Below are 17,065 nucleotides of genomic sequence, written 5' to 3' on the forward strand. Positions count from 1 at the left end.
CTGCTATGGGTGTTCTGAGTGAGGGTACTTGTAAGACCTTGTGGCTTGTCGCGCGCGGTCGCGCCAGAGCCTGGCGCCGAGGGCTGTTTCTGGGCAGGGTTTGACGCTTCACACCTGCGCGGATATCGCGCGCCTAGGGGCGATCCCTTAGACAGCTCGCCCCCTCACGGCCGATACACCTTCACCTCGTCGGGGATGCCCTTGAGCGCGAAGGAGCCGATCAGTTCGTGGATGCCCCACAGCTGGTTGGTCAGCGCGCCGGACATGATCAGCGGCTCGCCCAGCACCCGGTTGAGCCCCGCGAGGCGGCTGGCGAGGTTGACGTCGCGGCCGATGACGGTGAAATCCAGCCGCGCGCCGGAGCCGACATTGCCATAGGCCGCCTCGCCATGGTGCAAAGCGATGCCGGCGGCGATGGCCTGGTCTGGATGTTGGGCGTTCCAGATGGCGAGTTGCGCAAGGGCGCCGTGGGCGGCGTCGAGGGCCGCCTGGGCGGCGCTGCCGGCGTCGTCGCCGCGATCGCGAAAGATCGCCAGCAGGCCGTCGCCGAGATATTTCAGCACCTCGCCGCCCTCGCGCTCGATCGGCGGCACGATGCAGTCGAAATAGGCGTTGAGCAGATCGACGGTCTGCTCCGGCGTCATCGACGATGAACGCTGGGTGTAATCACGCATATCGGCGAACAGGATGGCCGAGCGGATGCGGGTGACCTGGCCGCGCCTGACGTCGCCATCGAGCACCAGCTTGTGCGGCTCATCGCCAATGTAGGTGCGCAACAGCTCGTGGACGGAATCATAGCCCGCGTAGATTTCCAGCACCGCCTCAATCGTCGGCGTCAGGGCGCGCAGCATGGTCAGATCGCGGTCACGATAGCCATCGGGCGCGCGCGTGGAGAAGCTCATGCCGTTCAGCCGGCCATTGGCGAACACCAGGGGCGTGCAGAAATAATGGGTGTAGCCGCACGCCCTGAGGTCCTTCACCACCGGGAACAAATCGTCAGCCACTTCGGCGAGGCGGAAAGAAAGATCTTCGCCCGAGCGATGCACGGCGGCGAAGGGGCTCTCCTCATAGGTCTTGTCCGACAGCGCGCTGTAATCGATCGCCTCAGCCTCAAGGCCCTCCGCCTTGTTCCACTCCATCACCTGGGCGGCCTGTTCGGCCCGCAGGGTCTGCAGCACCAGCATGGCGCGCTCAACGGGCACGCTGGCGGCGGCGAGGCGCTCGCACAGGCCGGCGACGATCACCCGCAGATCGCCGGCGGTGCGCCCATCAGTGAGCAGCCAGTCGCGGATGGCCAGGCCCTGGGCAAGGGATTCCTGGTCCAGCTCCAGCCAGATTGCGCCGCCTTGCGGCCGGCGCCTGGCCACTTCCACCGGGTCAATGGTGACCGTCGTGCTCATGGGCGGCGCGCGCGGGCAAGGTTGCGCAGGGTCGGGGTGTCGATGGTCGCGTTCAGCTGCATCTGTCGCCAGTCTCCCGCCTTGCGCCGCTGGCGCATGATTGACGCGTCGCAGCCGTCGCCCGTGATGGCGCAGGGGCGTGGCGAATTTCAGGCCACAGGCCGGCCCTGTCGTCTGACGACGCCCGGCCGGCTAAACTCGCACGCGCCCCCGACGGCGCCCCGCAAGGATAGCGGGTTTTGCCGCAAAGGCGACGCCGCCGCTATTCACCAGCGCGTGCGGCGGCGCGCGTCTCAGGCGCGGGCGAAGGCGGGCGGTCGCTGGCCGCGCAGGCGCAACAACAGGAACAGCACGATGCCGCCATTGAGCAGATTGAAGACAATGCCGTTCAGGAACGCCATCTGGTAAGAGCCGGTGAGGTCGAAGATGCGGCCCGACATCCAGCCGCCCAGCGCCATGCCGATCACCGTGGCGAGGATCAGCAGGCCAACGCGGCCGCCGGCTTCCTTCACCGGGAAATACTCGCGGACGATGATGGCGTAGCTCGGCACCAGCCCGCCCTGGAACAGGCCGAACAGCGCCGAGATCACATAGAGCGACGGCAGGCTGTTGAACATCAGATACAGCGCCAGCGCCGAGCCCTGGGCGATGGAGCTGAGAAACAGCACGCCAAGCCCGCCGATGCGGTCGGCGATATAACCGCAGGCAATGCGGCTGATAATGCCGCAGGCCAGCATCAGCGACAGCATTTCGGCGCCGCGCGCCACGCCATAACCCAGGTCGCCGCAATAGGCGACGATGTGCACCTGCGGCATCGCCATGGCGACGCAACAGCCGATGCCCGCCACCGCCAGCAAGGTCTGCAGGCGGCCAGGGCTGACGCCAAGCGCCTGTTCCGGGCTGGCGTAATTCTGCACGGCGGCGCCGCTGGCGTTGAGGGTCACCGCCTCAGCCGGGGCCCGCCGCCGCAGCAGCAAAGTGAGCGGCAGCATGGTGGCGACGCAGAAAATGGCGATGCCAATATGGGTGGCGCGCCAGCCCCACATGGCGATCGACCGCTCGACCACCGGCGGCCAGAAGGCGCCCGCCAGATAATTGCCGGAGGCGCATAGAGCCACCGCAAGGCCGCGCCGCTTGAGGAACCAGCAGGAGATGTCAGCCACCAGGGGGCCGAAACAGGCGGAGGAGCCAATGCCGATGCACAGCCCAAACACGATGGCGAAGCTGATGATGCCGGGCATGAAGGCGGTGGCGACATAGCCAAGCCCCATTAGCAGCGCGCCCAGCGCCAGCGGCGTCGCCACGCCGATGCGGTCGACGACGCGGCCGAACAGCACGCCTCCTACGCCAAAACCCAGCATGGACAGGGTGAAGGGCAGGGCCGCAGCGGCGCGATCAATGCCGAACTCCGCCTGCACGGCGGGCATGGCGACCACCACCGACCACATGCCGACGCCGCCGATCATGCTCAGCAGCATCGCGACCACCAGCCGCCGCCACGCGACGGCGCCATCAATCTCGCTCATTCCTGCCCCTGTCCTGCGCGACGTTTCGTCGTTCTGTGCGCCGTCATCGGCGCTGTTGGTCGATCATCTTCTGCTGCAGCGCATGCGCCGCCGCTGCCCGCATCTGCACGTCCCGCAGTCGGGCCCCACCCGACGGCAGCCCGCCCCGCCCCTGGCGTCATCGGTCTGCCCGCCCCGGTGGCGCCGCCCGCTGGACAAGGAGCCGGTGAGGCCAGACGCTGCGTCTGGCGCAGGCGCCGAAACGAGGGTCGTGCAAGGTCATTTTACCGTGGGCGGTCTGCGTGAAAAATTATCCTATAGCGCCTGTCGTTCAGGCGCCATGCGATTAACGAATGACCCGGTTGTAAAATGCTACGCCGCAATCCAGCGGGCGACGCCCTTGCCGCCGGGAGACTCTCTTGCCGCGCCGCCTGGACGTCCAGCCTTACTCCGACCCTTGGGCGCGACCTGAAGCCCCCCTTGCCGGGTCCGGCGCAGACCCCTAACTTCCCCCCGAAATACGACAGACGACCGGCGATCAGGAGCACCTAATGCTACGCCTGTGGGGCATCTGGCTCATCGCCAGTTTCATTGTCGGCGTGGTGATCGGCCTCAAGGGCCGTGAACGCCTTGGCGCGCTGATCGGCCTCGGCTGTGGGCTTGCCGCGCTGGCGTTCAATCTGATCGAGGGCGACAGTTTCGTCTCATCATTCTGGTCGATGGCGGCTGCAGGCGGCGGGCTTGTCGCTGGCGCGCTGGTCGGGGCTGGCGTGGCGCGGGTGCTGGCGCGGCTCTGATCGGGTGATGCCTGGCCCGTGTGCATCTGCGGGCTGCTGACGCGCCGCATCTGCTTCGACCCTCGCGATCTCCGGCGCCGGACCTGGCTCCCGAGCGGATTGCGCCTCATGGCCGCCCGCCTCACGGCTGTGCCCATCGCCATTTGAGCCCACCGCAGATAGCGGGCAGGATGCGCCAGGCAGCGCCACAACAAGGCGCGGGGGGCGCGCGCCGACTTCGCGTCTGGCGCCAGGGATGGGAGATACGCATGACAGGCGGCAGGGTTGTTTTGATCACCGGCGCAGCCTCCGGTATTGGCGCCGCGACCGCGGAACGCTTTCTGGCGGCGGGCGATCGGGTGGCGCTGGTTGATCGCGACGCAGAGGCCTTGCAGCGCCAGCACGCGGCGCTGGGCGATGCGGCGGAGCGGGCTCTGCCAGTCGTCGCAGATGTGACGGCGTCGGGCGCGGTCGACGCCGCTGTCGCACAGGCTGTGGCGCATTTCGGCGGGCTCGACGTGCTGGTCAATAACGCCGGCATCGGCGGCTTCGGCCATGTCGACCGGCTCAGCGACGAGAAATGGCGCAAGGTGTTTGCGGTGAATGTCGATGGCGTGTTCTTCGCCAGCCGCGCGGCGCTGCCGCACCTCATCGCGCGCCGCGGGGCCATCGTCAATGTCTCCTCAATCTCCGGCACGGGCGGCGACCATGGTTTCGCCGCCTATAACGCCTCCAAGGCGGCGGTGATCAATCTGACCAAAGCGATGGCGCTGGATCATGGCGGCGAGGGCGTCCGCGTCAACGCCATCTGCCCAGGGCTGGTGGAGACGCCGCTGTCGGCGCAATTGCGGGAGACGCCTGCCGTCGCCCAGGGCTATCTCGACGCCATCGCGCTTGGGCGGATGGCCCGGCCAGCGGAGATCGCTGAGGTGATTTATTTCCTCGCCTCGCCAGCGGCATCCTATGTCACGGGCGCGTCGCTGGTGGTGGATGGCGGGCTGACCGCAGCGACCGGCCAGCCCAATTTCACGCGCATGCTGACGGGCGAAATCCGCGTCGGCGGCGCGGCCCCTGCGGGAGCTTGACCATGGAACAGGACACAATCACCGGGCCGCAATGCGCCGCCGCCCGGGCGCTGACCCAGATCAGCGTCGCCGTATTGGCCCGTCGCGCTGGCCTGCCGCCGCGCGCCATCGAACTGTTTGAGGCAGGCTCGATGCCGCCAGACCGGCCCGGTCTGCTGGCGCTGCAGGCGGCGCTCGAGCAGTTCGGCGCCCATTTCATCGCCGAAAGCGATATGGGCGTCGGCGTGCGCCTGCGCTTCACCGCCACCACCTCGCGCCGCGTCTCCAGCTGGGAAAATGAGGGTGGGGCCGTGGGCGACGATGACGTGCCTGGCTGAGGCAAGTCACCGGCTGCCTGAGGTCCGGGGGCGAAGGGCCAGGCATGCGCGGTGAGGGGTGAATGGCAGGGTGCGACGCGACCGGCGTCGCTGCGCCTGCCCACCCATCCACGAAATTCCGGCGGCGTCGGCGAAGGTCGATTGACAAGTCAGTGCATTGAACAAATAGTGAACAAGACAGAGCGTCGGGCGCCGTGGTTCGTGGGCTTCTTATGAGGTCCTGCGAAAGGGCGCAGGGCAATTTTGAGCGGCGCGCGGCTATGGGCGCGGTGATGGACGATGTTGGCGGGAGCGTCCGGGTTGGCGATCAAAGGCGATGCCAGTAGCCTGCGCGCGTTGGGTCGACCGGCGCTGTTCGGCCTGCCGGAGCTGGACAATGTGCTGGCCGATGGCGGCGTAACGCCAGGGGTCGCCCATATGATCGAACCGCTGCGTCGCGAGGGCGATTGCGACGTGGACGCTGCCTCTGCGCGGCGTGATCAGGTGGCGGTGGCGCAATTTGCGCTGGGCTTTCTGGCGCGCTCGCGCCGCCCCGCGCTGTGGATAGGACCGCCGCGCGACCTGTTGTGTGAACCGGAGGCCTGCGGGGCCGCCGCGCCAGAAAATGGCGGCGCGGCGGCAGAGCAGGTGCAGCGCATCGAGCTGGATTGGGCGAAGCGGCCGACCTTCGCGCCGCAGTGGCTGCGCGAGCAGCAGATGCTGACGGCGGCGCTCGACGCCCGTCGCGCCCGCCGCCTGGCGCATCCATTGCAGCTGGCGCGACAATGGCGACGCCATGGGCTGACGCCGATCGTGCTCGCCGACGACGCAGCCAGTTTCGCCGACCGGCTGGGCGCGCCGACAGTGCTCTGGCGCGTCGGCTGGGATCAGGGCGGCGCGGCGGACGACGGCGACGTCAGCGTCTGGCGGCTGGAGCTGGTGCGTGAGGACCAGGTGCGGCGGGTGCTGGCCACGCCCTGTGACGCTGCCGGACGCCTCGCTCCGGCGCCGCGCGCCGCCACGCCGGGCAAGGAGCTGATGCGGCGTCTGGCGCGGGCGCCGTAGGCGGCGCTACGCAGGCGCGGGCCATGGGCCTGGCGCCTTCCCTGATCGGGCCAGCTGCCGATGTGGCGGGTCGCAGCTTGCGCCGAGGTGGCGTGGCTGGCGCGCATCCCCATATAATGCCTTGCTATCGGTTCTTGATTGAACGGCGCGCCTGCGCCCATGCAGCAGGAGATGACCATGTTCTTTGGACGCAAGAAGACCACTCTGCCGGGGCCAGGCGAGGCGCTGCCGGGCCGGGAGCAGCCGCTGCTCACCACCGGACGCCACTTTGTCAACGACCGGCCGTTGCATGGGCCATGGCCTGGTCTTGCCCAGCTCCAGCTTGGCATGGGTTGTTTCTGGGGCGCCGAGCGGCTGATCTGGAACACGCCGGGCGTCGAAGTGACAGCGGTTGGCTATGCCGGCGGCCAGACGCCGAATCCCACTTACGAAGAGGTCTGCTCCGGCCAAACCGGCCACACCGAGGTGGTGTTGGCGGTCTATGACCCGCAGCGGCTGTCCACCGAGGAGTTGCTGGCGGTGTTCTTCGAGAACCACGACCCCACCCAGGGCATGCGCCAGGGCAATGACGTCGGCACACAATATCGCTCGGCGATCTATGGCGATCCGCAACTGCTCGCCATCGCCCGGCGCGTACGCGACGCCTATCAGGCCTCGCTGTCCGCCGCTGGCTTCGGGCCGATCACCACAGAAATCGCGCCCGCGTCGCCGTTCTATTACGCCGAAGACTACCACCAGCAATATCTCGCCAAAAATCCCGGCGGCTATTGCGGCATTGGCGGCGTCGGCGTGGCGTGCCAGCGCGGAACCGGCGTGGCGGCTGAATAGCGGCGACCGCGGCCGCCGTAGCCCGCCCGCCGGCTCGCCCGCCAGTGCCCGCCCGCACCACCAATCTCCGCCGTCATGCCCGCGCTCGTCGCGGGCATCCACGACTTTTGCTGCTCATAGTTAGCGTCGCGGAGCAACTTTGCTCCCGTCACGCGCTCCTGCTGCGATGGCGATGCCGCCAGAACTGGCGCCAGGACGTGGATGCCCGTGACAAGCACGGGCATGACGTGGTGGGTGAGCGTCGATTATGCGCAGTCGCCGCATGGGCTTGACCAGCAGCGGATGGGTCATGCTCGCTGGCTTCAGCTGTTAGGGGGAGTTAAGCACCGCCGTTATGCCCGCGCTCGTCGCGGGCATCCACGACTTTTTCTGCTTATCGCTGGCGTCGCGGCGCAACCTTGCTCCCGTCACACGCCCCTGCGGCGATGCCGCCTGAACAGGCGCCAGGACGTGGATGCCCGTGACAAGCACGGGCATGATGTGGTGGGTGAGCGTTGATGATGTCCGCTCGCCGCACGGGTTTGGCCAGAAGCCGATGGGTCATGCGCATCGGGTTCTGTTCTTAGCGCGCATTCAGCACCGCCGTGCAGGCAGGCGGGAGGTCTGCGAGGGTGAGCGGCCGTGGCGGCTTGCCGGGCGGACGCGGTTTGGGGTGCAGCACTTCGGGCTTGAACCACCACGCCAGCTGCTCGCCGCAGCCATCGCCGGGCGGCGGCGGCGCCTGGGTGCGGCAGGTCGAAGAGCCGCCGCAGCTGAGGCGGATATGGAAATGATAATTGTGCCCCCAGGTCGGGCGCACCTTGCGCAGCCAGGCCCGGTCGCTGCCTGCGTCACGGCATAGCGCTTTTTTGATCGCCGGATTGACGAAGACGCGCTCCACCTGCGGATTGCTCGCCGCCAGACGGATCAGGTTGAAATGGCTATCGGTGTACACCCGCGGGTCGACGTCGAGCCGGTCAGGCCGCACCAGATTGGTGGATGACACCTCTTCGCGTTCAGCGTGCGAGAACACCCTGTCGGTCATCGGCCGCAGCCAGATGTCGGCCTCGATGCCCAATTGATGCGAGGCGTGGCCGGTGAGCATCGGGCCGCCGCGCGGCTGTGACAGATCGCCGATCAGAATGCCGCGCCAGCCGGTGACCTGGGCGGCCTGGGCCGAAAAGCCCTGCAGAAATTTGGTCAGGCGCGGCGTGCCCCAATTGCGATTGCGCGACAACCGCATCATCTGCCAGCTTGGCCCCGTCGCCGGCATTTGCAGGCCGCCGGAATAGCAGCCGCGCGAGTAAAAGCCGATGGTTTCAGCCTGGCCCGGCGCTGCGCTGTTGACCTGGCCGAACAGGCGGCGGGCGGCGTCTGGCGGCAGCGATTTGATCGCAGCGGCGCGCCGGCTGGCCTCCTGACGCGCATTCTCCTGCGCGCCGGCCGGCCCCGCAGCCAGCATCGACCCCACAAAAGCGGATCCGGTGAGGGTGGTCCCGGCGACTGCCAGGCAAATCAGCTGCTTCCACATGCCCGGAGGGTGTCACAGTCAAAGCACGCAAACAACCGCAGCTGGCCCAGGTGATTGCGCCCTTGGTTGCGAAAGCGTAACGCAGGGCGTCACTTGCTGGAGAGGCCCAGATGAGCCTGCTGTCGCCCCATGTTCTGCCCATCCTGCTGCTGGTTGCGTCCAACGTCTTCATGACCGTGGCCTGGTATGGCCACCTGAAATTCCCCGGCGTGGCGCTGACCACGGTGATCCTGGTGTCCTGGGGGATCGCGCTGCTGGAATATTGCCTTGCGGTGCCAGCCAACCGCATCGGTCACGCGGTGTATAGCACGGCCGAGCTGAAAACCATTCAGGAAGTGATTTCCCTGTCGGTGTTCGCCATTTTCTCGATCACCGTGCTGGGCGAGCGCTTCACCCTCAACCATCTGGTGGGCTTTGGCCTGATCGCCATCGGCGCGCTGTTCATCTTCCGCGGCCCGCTGTCCTCGTGAGCTGTTACAGCCACTGCACCCGTTTGAAATGGGCGTAGAGCCCGCCGCAGACGATGGCGATGGCGCCGAGCACGACATAGTAGCCATAGGCGGTCTGCAGCTCCGGCATATTGCGGAAATTCATGCCGTAAATGCCGGCGATCGCCGTTGGCACGGCGAGAATGGCGGCCCAGGCCGCCAGTTGCCGGGTAATGGCGCTCTGGCGTTGCTGCTCCAGCAGATTGCTCGCCTCGAACACCGAGGTCAGAATCTCGCGCAGGCCGCTGACCCGGCTTTCGACGCGCCGCACGTGGTCATGCACGTCGCGGAAATACGGCCGCGCCGCCGGATCAATGCCCGGCATCTCGAAATTGCTCAGCTTGTTGCTGACGTCGAGCATCGGTCCGAGCACGCGCTGAAAGCGGATCAGCTCGCGGCGGGTGCGGAACAGCTGGCTGATCTCATCGCGGGAGAGGAAAGCGTCGAGCATGTGCTGCTCGGTGGACAGCACCTCGTCTTCGATGTCCTCGATGATCGGCAGATAGCCGTCGACGATGAAATCGAAGATGGCGTGCAGCACGTAATCGGCGCCCTGGGCCAGCTGGGTCGGCGCCGCCTCCAGCAGGTGGCGCAGCTCGGTGTGCGCCCGGGCTGAACCGTGGCGCACGCTGATGATGTAATTGCGATTGAGGAAGATCGCCGTTTCGCCATAGGCGATGCGGTCGCCCTCCATATGCGCCGTCTTGGCCACAACGAACAACTGCTCGTCGTACACTTCGACCTTGGGCAATTGGTGGGCCTTGAGGGCGTCTTCAACAGCGAGCGGATGCAGGCCGTAATTCTGCTCCAGCAGCTGCAGCTCGTCGTCGCTGGGCTCGTGCAGGCCAATCCAGACGAATTCCGACTGGTCGTCGGCGCAGGGCGGCGGCTGGTCCAGTGACACCGGCATCACCGGGTGGCCGTTACGATACAGAACAGCTGCAACGACAGTCATGCCGGCCCTTTACTCACATCATGCCCCCGCCCGATGCGCCGCCACACTGCGCCGAACCGGCGCCCGCGTCCAGCCCGCGCCCCAGGGGTCGCCGCCACAGGCTGAGGGCAGGGCTACGCTGCGAGCGCCCGCGTGAGGCACGGCGTCAGACGGGCTCCGCAATTGCTGCGCGGCGCCTTGCGCGCAGATTGCGCAGGGCGGCGAACAGGGCGTCCGAGCGGAACGGCTTTTCGACGACTGGCGCCTCGGCGAAGTCCGCGGGCAGATGAGCGCGGCCATAGCCTGAGACGAAGCAGAACGGGATCTGCCGCCGGGCCAGCGCCGCCGCGACCGGATCAACTGGTTCACCGCCAAGATTGCCGTCGAGAATGGCGACATCAATCTCCGCATCCGCCGCAACCTGCAGCGCCTCAGCCACCGAGGGAGCGATGGCGACGATCTCCGCTCCGGCGTCCTCCAGCTCGCTGCTGAGGTCGAAAGCGATCAGTGGTTCGTCCTCGACGATCAGGATGCGGCAGCCGGTGAACTCCAGCCCATCTGACTCAGGGGCCGCAACGACCGGTTGCGAAGCAGGCGCGGCGCCGCCGGTGAAGGTGACGCCACTGGACAGGCGGAACGACCAGATCACGCCCGTCGGCAGCCAGTCCGCCGCGACAGCGTCATCACCACCGGTGGCGCTGGAGCGGATCAGCGTCGAGCCGAAGCCGCTGCGTCGCGGCGGCGACACCAGCGGGCCGCCGCGCTCCTCCCACTGCAACTCAAGACCGCCGCCAACCACCTGCCAGCTGATCAGCACCTGGCCGCGTGGCGAAGACAGCGCGCCGTATTTATTGGCATTGGTGCCCAGCTCATGCAGGCACAGCGCCATGCGCAGGGTGTTCTCAGGCGACAACTCCACCGCCGGGCCGCTGGTGTGAACGCGCTCGCGATCAAGCGCGCCGGTCTGGAACTGGTCGTCGATCAGCTGATCAAGGCGGGTGCTCGACCAGGTGGCGTCAGACAGGATGGCGTGGGCGCGCGACAGCGCCTGCAGACGACCACTGAAGCTTTGCTCAAAGGCCGGAAGGTCGGCGCTCTGCCGCAGGGTCTGGCGGGCGATCGCCTGGACATTGGCCAGGGTGTTTTTCATGCGGTGGTGCAATTCGCCGATCAGCAGCGAGCGCACCTGTTCCGACTTGCGCCGTTCGCTAACATCAAGAATTTGCAGAGAAATCGACAGGTCGCCGGTGCCTGGATCGTGCAGCACGGATCCATAGAGTTCGCAGTGAATGGCCTCGCCGTCCGGGCGCTCGCCGGAAGCCTCGGCCATGTGGCGCGGCGGCGCATCGCCATCGGCCAGCAGCCAGCCACGCACCGTCTCCAGCGCCTCGGCATTCAGCCAGGGGAACGCGTCGGCGCTGCGGCCGGCCATGTCGCTGGCCTGGCGGCCAAACAGCCGCTCGGCGCCCGCCGACCAGGCGCGAATGATCATGCCGCTGTCGATCTCGACATAGGCCAGCGGCGAATTGTCGGCATGCGCCTTCAGCCGCGCCATGGCGAGGTCGCGGTGCATGGCGATGGCGTGCAGCTCGTCGCGCTGACGGGCGAGATCCCGCGCCTGCTGGCCGATGCGGAAGAACACCTCCGCCTTGGACTTCAGCACCAAAGGGTCGATCGGCTTGAAGATGTAGTCGACAGCGCCGGCCTCATAGCCGCGGAAGCGCCGGGTGTCGTCGCGCTCGGCGGCGGTGACAAAGATGATCGGCACGCGCCGGGTCCGTTCGGCGCCGCGCATCAGTTCGGCCAGCTCATAGCCGTCGGTTTCGGGCATGTGCACGTCGAGAAAGGCCAGCGCATAATCATGCACCAGCATCAGCTCCAGCGCCTCGGCGGCGGAGGTGGCCTGGTGCACCTCCAGCCCATCGCGCTGCAGCAGGGCCTCGAGCGCCATCAGGTTCTCGCGGATGTCGTCGACGATCAGAAAGCGGATGGGGTCGTCAGTCATGACGCATGTCCCCGCTGGCTGTGCGACGCCAGATGCGCTCGCGTTCATTGAAGCTGGCGTAGGCGCCGGCATTGCTGGAGAAACGCAGCGTCTCGTGCGAGCCAAGGCCAAGGAAACCGCCGCGCACCAGCGCCTCAGAGAATAACCCCAACGCCCGTTCCTGCAATCGGGTGTTGAAATAGATCAGGACGTTTCTGCAGGACACCAGATGCACCTCGGAAAACACCTGGTCGGTCGCTAGGTCATGCTCGCTGAACACCGTACGACTGCGCAGGCTGCGGTCGAACACCACATGGCCGTAGCCGGCGGTGTAATAGTCGGACAGGGAGGCGCGGCCCCCAGCCTTCTGGTAGTTGGTGGAGAAGCCCGACACCCGGTCGAGGCTATAAACCCCAGCTGACGCCTTCGCCAGCGCCCGACGATTGATCTCGGTTGCATAAAACAGCGTGCGGTCGAACAGGCCTTCCTCGCGGAACAGGATGGCGAGCGAATACAGCTCCTCGCCATTGGCGCAGCCGGCGACCCAGACCTTGAGCGAAGGGAAGGTGCGCAGGTGCGGGATCACCTCCTGACGCAGCGCCAGATAATAGCTCGGGTCGCGAAACAGGTCGCTGACCTGCACGGTCAGGGCGTCGAGCACCTCCGGCAACACCAGCGGTTCATGCAACACCCGCTTCTGCAGGTCGGACAGCGTCTCACATGACAGCCGCTCGCGCGCCAGATCGACCCGCCGCTGCAGCGAGCTGCGCGAGTAGGATCGGAAGTCATAATGGTAGCGCCGGTAGAGCGCCTCCAGAAACAGATCGAGCTCAATCGGCTCGCTCGGCGACGTCAGCAGGGGCGCTGTGCTCATCGCGAAACCCAGACACGGGCCAGCGACAGCAGTTTGTCCACGTCGATCGGCTTGGGGATGTAGTCATTGGCGCCAGCCTCGAGGCACTGGTTCTGGTCATCGGCCATCGCCTTGGCGGTGAGCATGATGATCGGCAGCGACTTCCAGCGCTCCATGCGGCGAATTTCACGGGTGGCGGTGATGCCATCCATCTCCGGCATCATCACGTCCATCAGCACCAGATCGATCGCCGGGGAGGCGCTGTCGGCGGCCCGGCCCAGCGCTTCCAGCGCCTCGCGGCCATTGCGCGCCACCTGCACGTCGACGCCATGCGGCTCCAGAATGCCGGTGAGGGCGTAGACGTTACGGATGTCGTCCTCGACTACCAGGATACGGCGGCCTTCCAGCACGGCGTCGCGGTTCAGCGACACCTTGAGCATTTCGCGCTGGCGCTCCGGCAGGCCGGCGACGACCTGGTGCAGGAACAGCGTCACCTCATCGATCAGCCGCTCAGGCGATTTGGCGCCCTTGATGATGATCGAGCGCGAATAGCGGCGCAGGCGCAACTCCTCGGCCTCGCTCAGCGCGCGCGCGGTGTAGACGATGACGGGCGGGAACGAGGCGGCCTCGTCAGCATCGAGCTGCTCGAGCACGTCGAAGCCCGAGGCGTCAGGCAGGGTCATGTCGAGCACGATGCAATCGAAGGTGCCGGCGCGGCACGCGGCCATGGCCTCGGCGGCGGTCGAGGCGCCGACGGTCTCCACCGTGTCGCTGCCGAGCAGGGCGCGCAGGCCGGCGAGCTGGGCCGGATCGTCCTCGACGATCAGCACCCGGCGATTGCGGTCCTCATAATGGCTGTCCAGCCGCTGGATGGTGTGCACCAGCGCGTCGCGATCAACGGGCTTCAGCAAATAGCTCATGGCGCCCTGGGCCAGCGCCTCGCGCATGTGATCGCCCGCCGACACCACATGGATCGGGATGTGGCGGGTGTGGACGTCGCGCTTCAGGCGATCGAGCACCGACAGGCCAGAGTGATCTGGCAGGCCGACGTCGAGCACGATCGCCTGCGGCAGGTAGCGCCGGGCGGCGCGGACGGCGTCTTCGGCCGAGCCAACCACGATGCCGCGGAACTTCAGTTCGCGGGCAAGGTCAAGCAGCACCTGGGCGAAGACGGCGTCGTCCTCCACCACCAGAATGATGCGGTCGCCTTCGCCGATGACGTCGCGGTCGTCATGAATGCCTGGCGAGACGGCGATGACGTCGCCGCTGACGTCTGGCATCTGCGCCGCGAGGCGAGCCGGGGCTGGCATGGCGCTGGCCGATAAGGCGCGCGGGGCGGTGATTTCGAGCGCATGGCTGGTCGCGCCCGGCAGACGCTCAGGCAGATGCAGGGTGAACACGCTGCCCTTGTCACGCACGCTTTCCAGCGTGATGTGGCCGCCGAGCAGCTCGGCGAGCTCGCGTGAGATCGACAGGCCGAGGCCGGTGCCGCCATATTTGCGCGAAATGGTGCCGTCGGCCTGCTGGAACGCCTCGAACACGCCCTTCTGATCATTGGCGTCAATGCCGATGCCCGTGTCTTCGACCGCGAAGCTGACGCCGCCATCGCTGCGCTTCACCCGCAGCGTCACTGCGCCGCGATGGGTGAACTTGATGGCGTTGGACATGAAATTGCGCAGGATCTGCTCAAGCCGCACCGGATCGGTGACGATCTGCAGCGCCTCGTCCTGCACATCGATATGCAGGCCCAGCCCCTTGTTGGCGGCCTGCTGCTCGAAGGCGCGATGCAGGCGCTGCGCCACATTCTTCGGCTCAACCCTGGTCGGTTGCACCTCGAGCTTGCCGGCCTCGATCTTCGACAGATCAAGGATGTCATTGATCAGTCCGAGCAGGTCCTGGCCGGCGTTGGAGATCGTGTCGGCCCATTTGATCTGGTCGGCGTTGAGATTGCCCGTGCGGTTTTCGCCAAGCAGTCGGGCCATGATCAGCAGCGCGTTAAGCGGCGTGCGCAGCTCATGCGACATGTTGGCGACGAATTCTGACTTGTAGCGGCTGGCGCGGCCAAGCTGCGCCGCCTGCTCGGCCAGCTGGTGGCGCGAGGCGACGAGGGCGTCGCGCTGCTCCTCGAGCTGCTGCGCCTGGATTTCGAGCTTGGCGTTGTGCTCCTCAAGGTCCGACTGCTGCTGCTCCAGCTGCTGGCGGCTCAGCAACAGGGCCTGGGTCTGCTCCTCCAGCTCCTCATTGGTCGAGGCCAGCTCTTCAGTATGGCTGCGTAGCTCCTCCGCCTGGCGACGGGTTTCCTCCAGCAGCTCCTGCAATTGCTCGCGGTAACGGGCCGAGCGGAAGCTGACGCCGATGCTGCCGGAAAGGTTCTCCAGCAACAACATTCGCGCCTGATCTGGCTTCTCATCTAGGCCGATTTCGATGAGCCCGTTGACGCCGACCCCATCATGGGTCGGCAGGATCACCGACCAGGCTGGCCGGTCATGCATCAGCCCTGTGGACCAGGCGAGGGTGCTGTCGCGGCTGCCCTGTTGCACCACAATGTCATTGCTGACCGCGGCCCGCCACAGGTGCCCCTGGCCACTGCGCACCTCGGCGGGAACCTGGGTCTCGTCAACACCCCAGGCGGCGATGCGCTGGTAGCCTTCGGCGCCGCGGATATAGGCCACGGCGGCGCGCGCCTTGAGCAGTTCGGCGAGGGCGGTGAGCAGCTTGTCGCCAGCGGCGGCGGGGGTGAGATCGCCCTGGGTCGCCTGGGCGACGGTGACCTGGCCGTTCTGCACGAAGGTGAGCTTTCTGGCGTTCATGCGGTTGCGGACCAGCATGAAGCCGACCACGCCGAGGACGATGATGATGAACGCGCCGAGCGAGCGGTTGATCATCGCCATATGCGGATCGATGCCCTCCTGGGCGCGCAGAAAGCCGAGCGGGATGCAGATCAGCGATGCGGCCGCAGCCATCAGCGGCAGCCACGGGCGCGAGGAGGCGTAGGTGAGCGCCAGCGGCAGCGCATACAGCACCCACACCGCCGTGCCGAGTGAGAACATGCTCTCGAGGGAGAACGTTCCGGCGATGGCCAGCAAGGTGGCGAGCGCTACGATCACGTCGCTTTTGTACCGCACGTCACTCTCCCAATTCCCGCCCGAGCCAGCGTGTTTCCGCCAGGCCGCTCTCCCAGGCGAATGGCCTGAAAGCCCCCGCAGGAAATCTGTCGCATCCCGCCTGATGTAGCGGAAAGCTTAACTATCGCAATCGCATACTGCGTCTTGTGTCGCAACACACCAGCGCCAGGCCTTGTCTTGGCCATACTGGGCTTCGCACGACAACGAAACAGGCGCTGAATGGTTCCGAAAAAAATCCGGAACCTTCCCGGCCCGGCGGCGTTATCGATGGATAATTGCATCGAAGGCCGCTGCGGGCGGCGTGTCGAGCGGGCGTCTGTCCGATTGACCGACGGACACGTGTATCCGTCAAACGGATTGCGACGGTACGATGAACCAGCGGATTAATCCCATGGCCATGATGAGCATGCGCAGCAGCGGCGACGCCGATCAGGCGAGGAACCAGCCCTGCCTCGACGCCAATACGGCCGGCAGCGTCGCCCATGCGGTTGGCGCCCAACTGCGCGCGTTGTTTCAGCAACCTGAGGCGGCGCCTTTGCCCGAAGACATGCTGGCGGTGTTGGGTAAACTCGACCTGTCTTGATGGTCGTAGCCGCCTGTCAGGCACGGCGACCGTATCGCAACGCAGCGGCGGGCAAGAAACGTTCCGCCTGGGTGCGGCGCTGGGCCGACCTGGTCGTTAGTGGCCAATACCAATCATGAGGTTGCGAGCCTTGAGGGCGTATGTTGGCGGCGGGCGCCCTCTGCCGCAGCCTGCGCGCGCGAGCGCGATCATGGCAACAGGATCGACGGCTGTTTCGGAGCGCGGGGGCTCTGATATCAGTCCCGCGTGATCGCCACGGGTGGGGCGCCCTCACGAAATACTGACAGGCTACCGATTCAGCGGCAGATATTCGGACGCGGGCTGACAGGCACTGCTTTGCTTGGCGTTATGGTCGATGCTTCAACAGTTGGCGGCGTCAATGCCGGGGGCAAGACGGCAATGGCCATTGGAGAGCGCATGCTCGACACAGAGGCGGTGTTTGGCGCCGGGGCGAGCTTGTATTTTGGGTCTGCGCCCTCGGATAGGGCTATGGCCGTCTGATTTACAGTGCTTGATCGCCGGAAAGCTTTAAGGGGACGGGGTGAGTGCGATCGCAGGCGCGCTGTAATCGCGGAATTCCTGGCTCGCGGTGACCGGCGCCATGATCGACCGGCTGGCGGCGGGGGGCGCACA

The 17,065-nt window shown here is 66.5% G+C and carries 14 protein-coding genes; 7 read left to right on the plus strand and 7 right to left on the minus strand.

Annotation, left to right across the window (positions count from 1 at the left end; genetic code table 11):
* Positions 1-164: 164 nt before the first annotated feature.
* Complete coding sequence (locus AC6A67_RS09560) at positions 165-1,400, minus strand: adenylate/guanylate cyclase domain-containing protein (RefSeq protein ID WP_498036326.1); 1,236 nt, start codon at positions 1,398-1,400, stop codon at positions 165-167.
* Positions 1,401-1,693: 293 nt separating this feature from the next.
* Entirely contained in the window at positions 1,694-2,926 is a 1,233-nt protein-coding gene (locus tag AC6A67_RS09565) for an MFS transporter (RefSeq protein WP_498036327.1), read from the minus strand.
* Between the two features lie 530 nt (positions 2,927-3,456).
* Between AC6A67_RS09565 and AC6A67_RS09570 the strand changes: the two genes are divergently transcribed.
* The 5 genes from AC6A67_RS09570 to msrA all read left to right on the plus strand — a co-directional run bounded on the left by AC6A67_RS09570 (position 3,457) and on the right by msrA (position 6,955).
* Complete coding sequence (locus AC6A67_RS09570) at positions 3,457-3,702, plus strand: hypothetical protein (RefSeq protein WP_498036328.1); 246 nt, start codon at positions 3,457-3,459, stop codon at positions 3,700-3,702.
* Positions 3,703-3,950: 248 nt separating this feature from the next.
* The gene (budC, locus tag AC6A67_RS09575) at positions 3,951-4,766 is read left to right on the plus strand and encodes a meso-2,3-butanediol dehydrogenase (RefSeq protein ID WP_498036329.1); all 816 of its coding nucleotides are present in this window, start codon (positions 3,951-3,953) and stop codon (positions 4,764-4,766) included.
* A 2-nt stretch (positions 4,767-4,768) separates the two neighbouring features.
* Positions 4,769-5,083 (plus strand): XRE family transcriptional regulator, encoded by a 315-nt coding sequence (locus AC6A67_RS09580; protein WP_498036330.1) that lies wholly within the window; start codon positions 4,769-4,771, stop codon positions 5,081-5,083.
* Between the two features lie 300 nt (positions 5,084-5,383).
* Positions 5,384-6,127 carry a hypothetical protein gene (locus AC6A67_RS09585; protein WP_498036331.1) on the plus strand — a complete coding sequence of 248 codons (744 nt, stop codon included), beginning with the start codon at positions 5,384-5,386 and terminating at the stop codon, positions 6,125-6,127.
* 177 nt (positions 6,128-6,304) lie between these two features.
* Positions 6,305-6,955 (plus strand): peptide-methionine (S)-S-oxide reductase MsrA, encoded by a 651-nt coding sequence (gene msrA / locus AC6A67_RS09590; RefSeq protein WP_498036332.1) that lies wholly within the window; start codon positions 6,305-6,307, stop codon positions 6,953-6,955.
* Between the two features lie 562 nt (positions 6,956-7,517).
* Here msrA and mepA read toward each other — a convergent pair.
* Complete coding sequence (mepA, locus tag AC6A67_RS09595) at positions 7,518-8,465, minus strand: penicillin-insensitive murein endopeptidase (RefSeq protein WP_498036333.1); 948 nt, start codon at positions 8,463-8,465, stop codon at positions 7,518-7,520.
* A 110-nt stretch (positions 8,466-8,575) separates the two neighbouring features.
* On the opposite strand from mepA, the gene AC6A67_RS09600 reads away from it, so the two are divergent.
* On the plus strand, positions 8,576-8,935 hold the full coding sequence (locus tag AC6A67_RS09600; protein ID WP_498036334.1) for a DMT family protein: 360 nt from the start codon (positions 8,576-8,578) through the stop codon (positions 8,933-8,935).
* Positions 8,936-8,939: 4 nt separating this feature from the next.
* Here the strand turns inward: AC6A67_RS09600 and AC6A67_RS09605 are convergent, their stop codons facing one another.
* The 4 genes from AC6A67_RS09605 to AC6A67_RS09620 form a co-directional block, all read right to left on the minus strand.
* On the minus strand, positions 8,940-9,908 hold the full coding sequence (locus tag AC6A67_RS09605; RefSeq protein WP_498036335.1) for a magnesium and cobalt transport protein CorA: 969 nt from the start codon (positions 9,906-9,908) through the stop codon (positions 8,940-8,942).
* A 145-nt stretch (positions 9,909-10,053) separates the two neighbouring features.
* Positions 10,054-11,892 (minus strand): response regulator, encoded by a 1,839-nt coding sequence (locus AC6A67_RS09610; protein WP_498036336.1) that lies wholly within the window; start codon positions 11,890-11,892, stop codon positions 10,054-10,056.
* Complete coding sequence (locus tag AC6A67_RS09615) at positions 11,885-12,745, minus strand: CheR family methyltransferase (protein WP_498036337.1); 861 nt, start codon at positions 12,743-12,745, stop codon at positions 11,885-11,887. The genes AC6A67_RS09610 and AC6A67_RS09615 overlap by 8 nt, the downstream gene beginning before the upstream one ends.
* Positions 12,742-15,849 carry a hybrid sensor histidine kinase/response regulator gene (locus AC6A67_RS09620; RefSeq protein ID WP_498036338.1) on the minus strand — a complete coding sequence of 1,036 codons (3,108 nt, stop codon included), beginning with the start codon at positions 15,847-15,849 and terminating at the stop codon, positions 12,742-12,744. Before AC6A67_RS09620 ends, AC6A67_RS09615 begins: the two co-directional genes overlap by 4 nt.
* A 370-nt stretch (positions 15,850-16,219) precedes the next feature.
* Between AC6A67_RS09620 and AC6A67_RS09625 the strand changes: the two genes are divergently transcribed.
* Positions 16,220-16,432: a hypothetical protein gene (locus AC6A67_RS09625; protein WP_498036339.1), complete on the plus strand. Its 213-nt coding sequence runs from the start codon at positions 16,220-16,222 to the stop codon at positions 16,430-16,432.
* Positions 16,433-17,065 lie beyond the last annotated feature (633 nt).

This window comes from Camelimonas sp. FR25, from assembly GCF_059740505.1.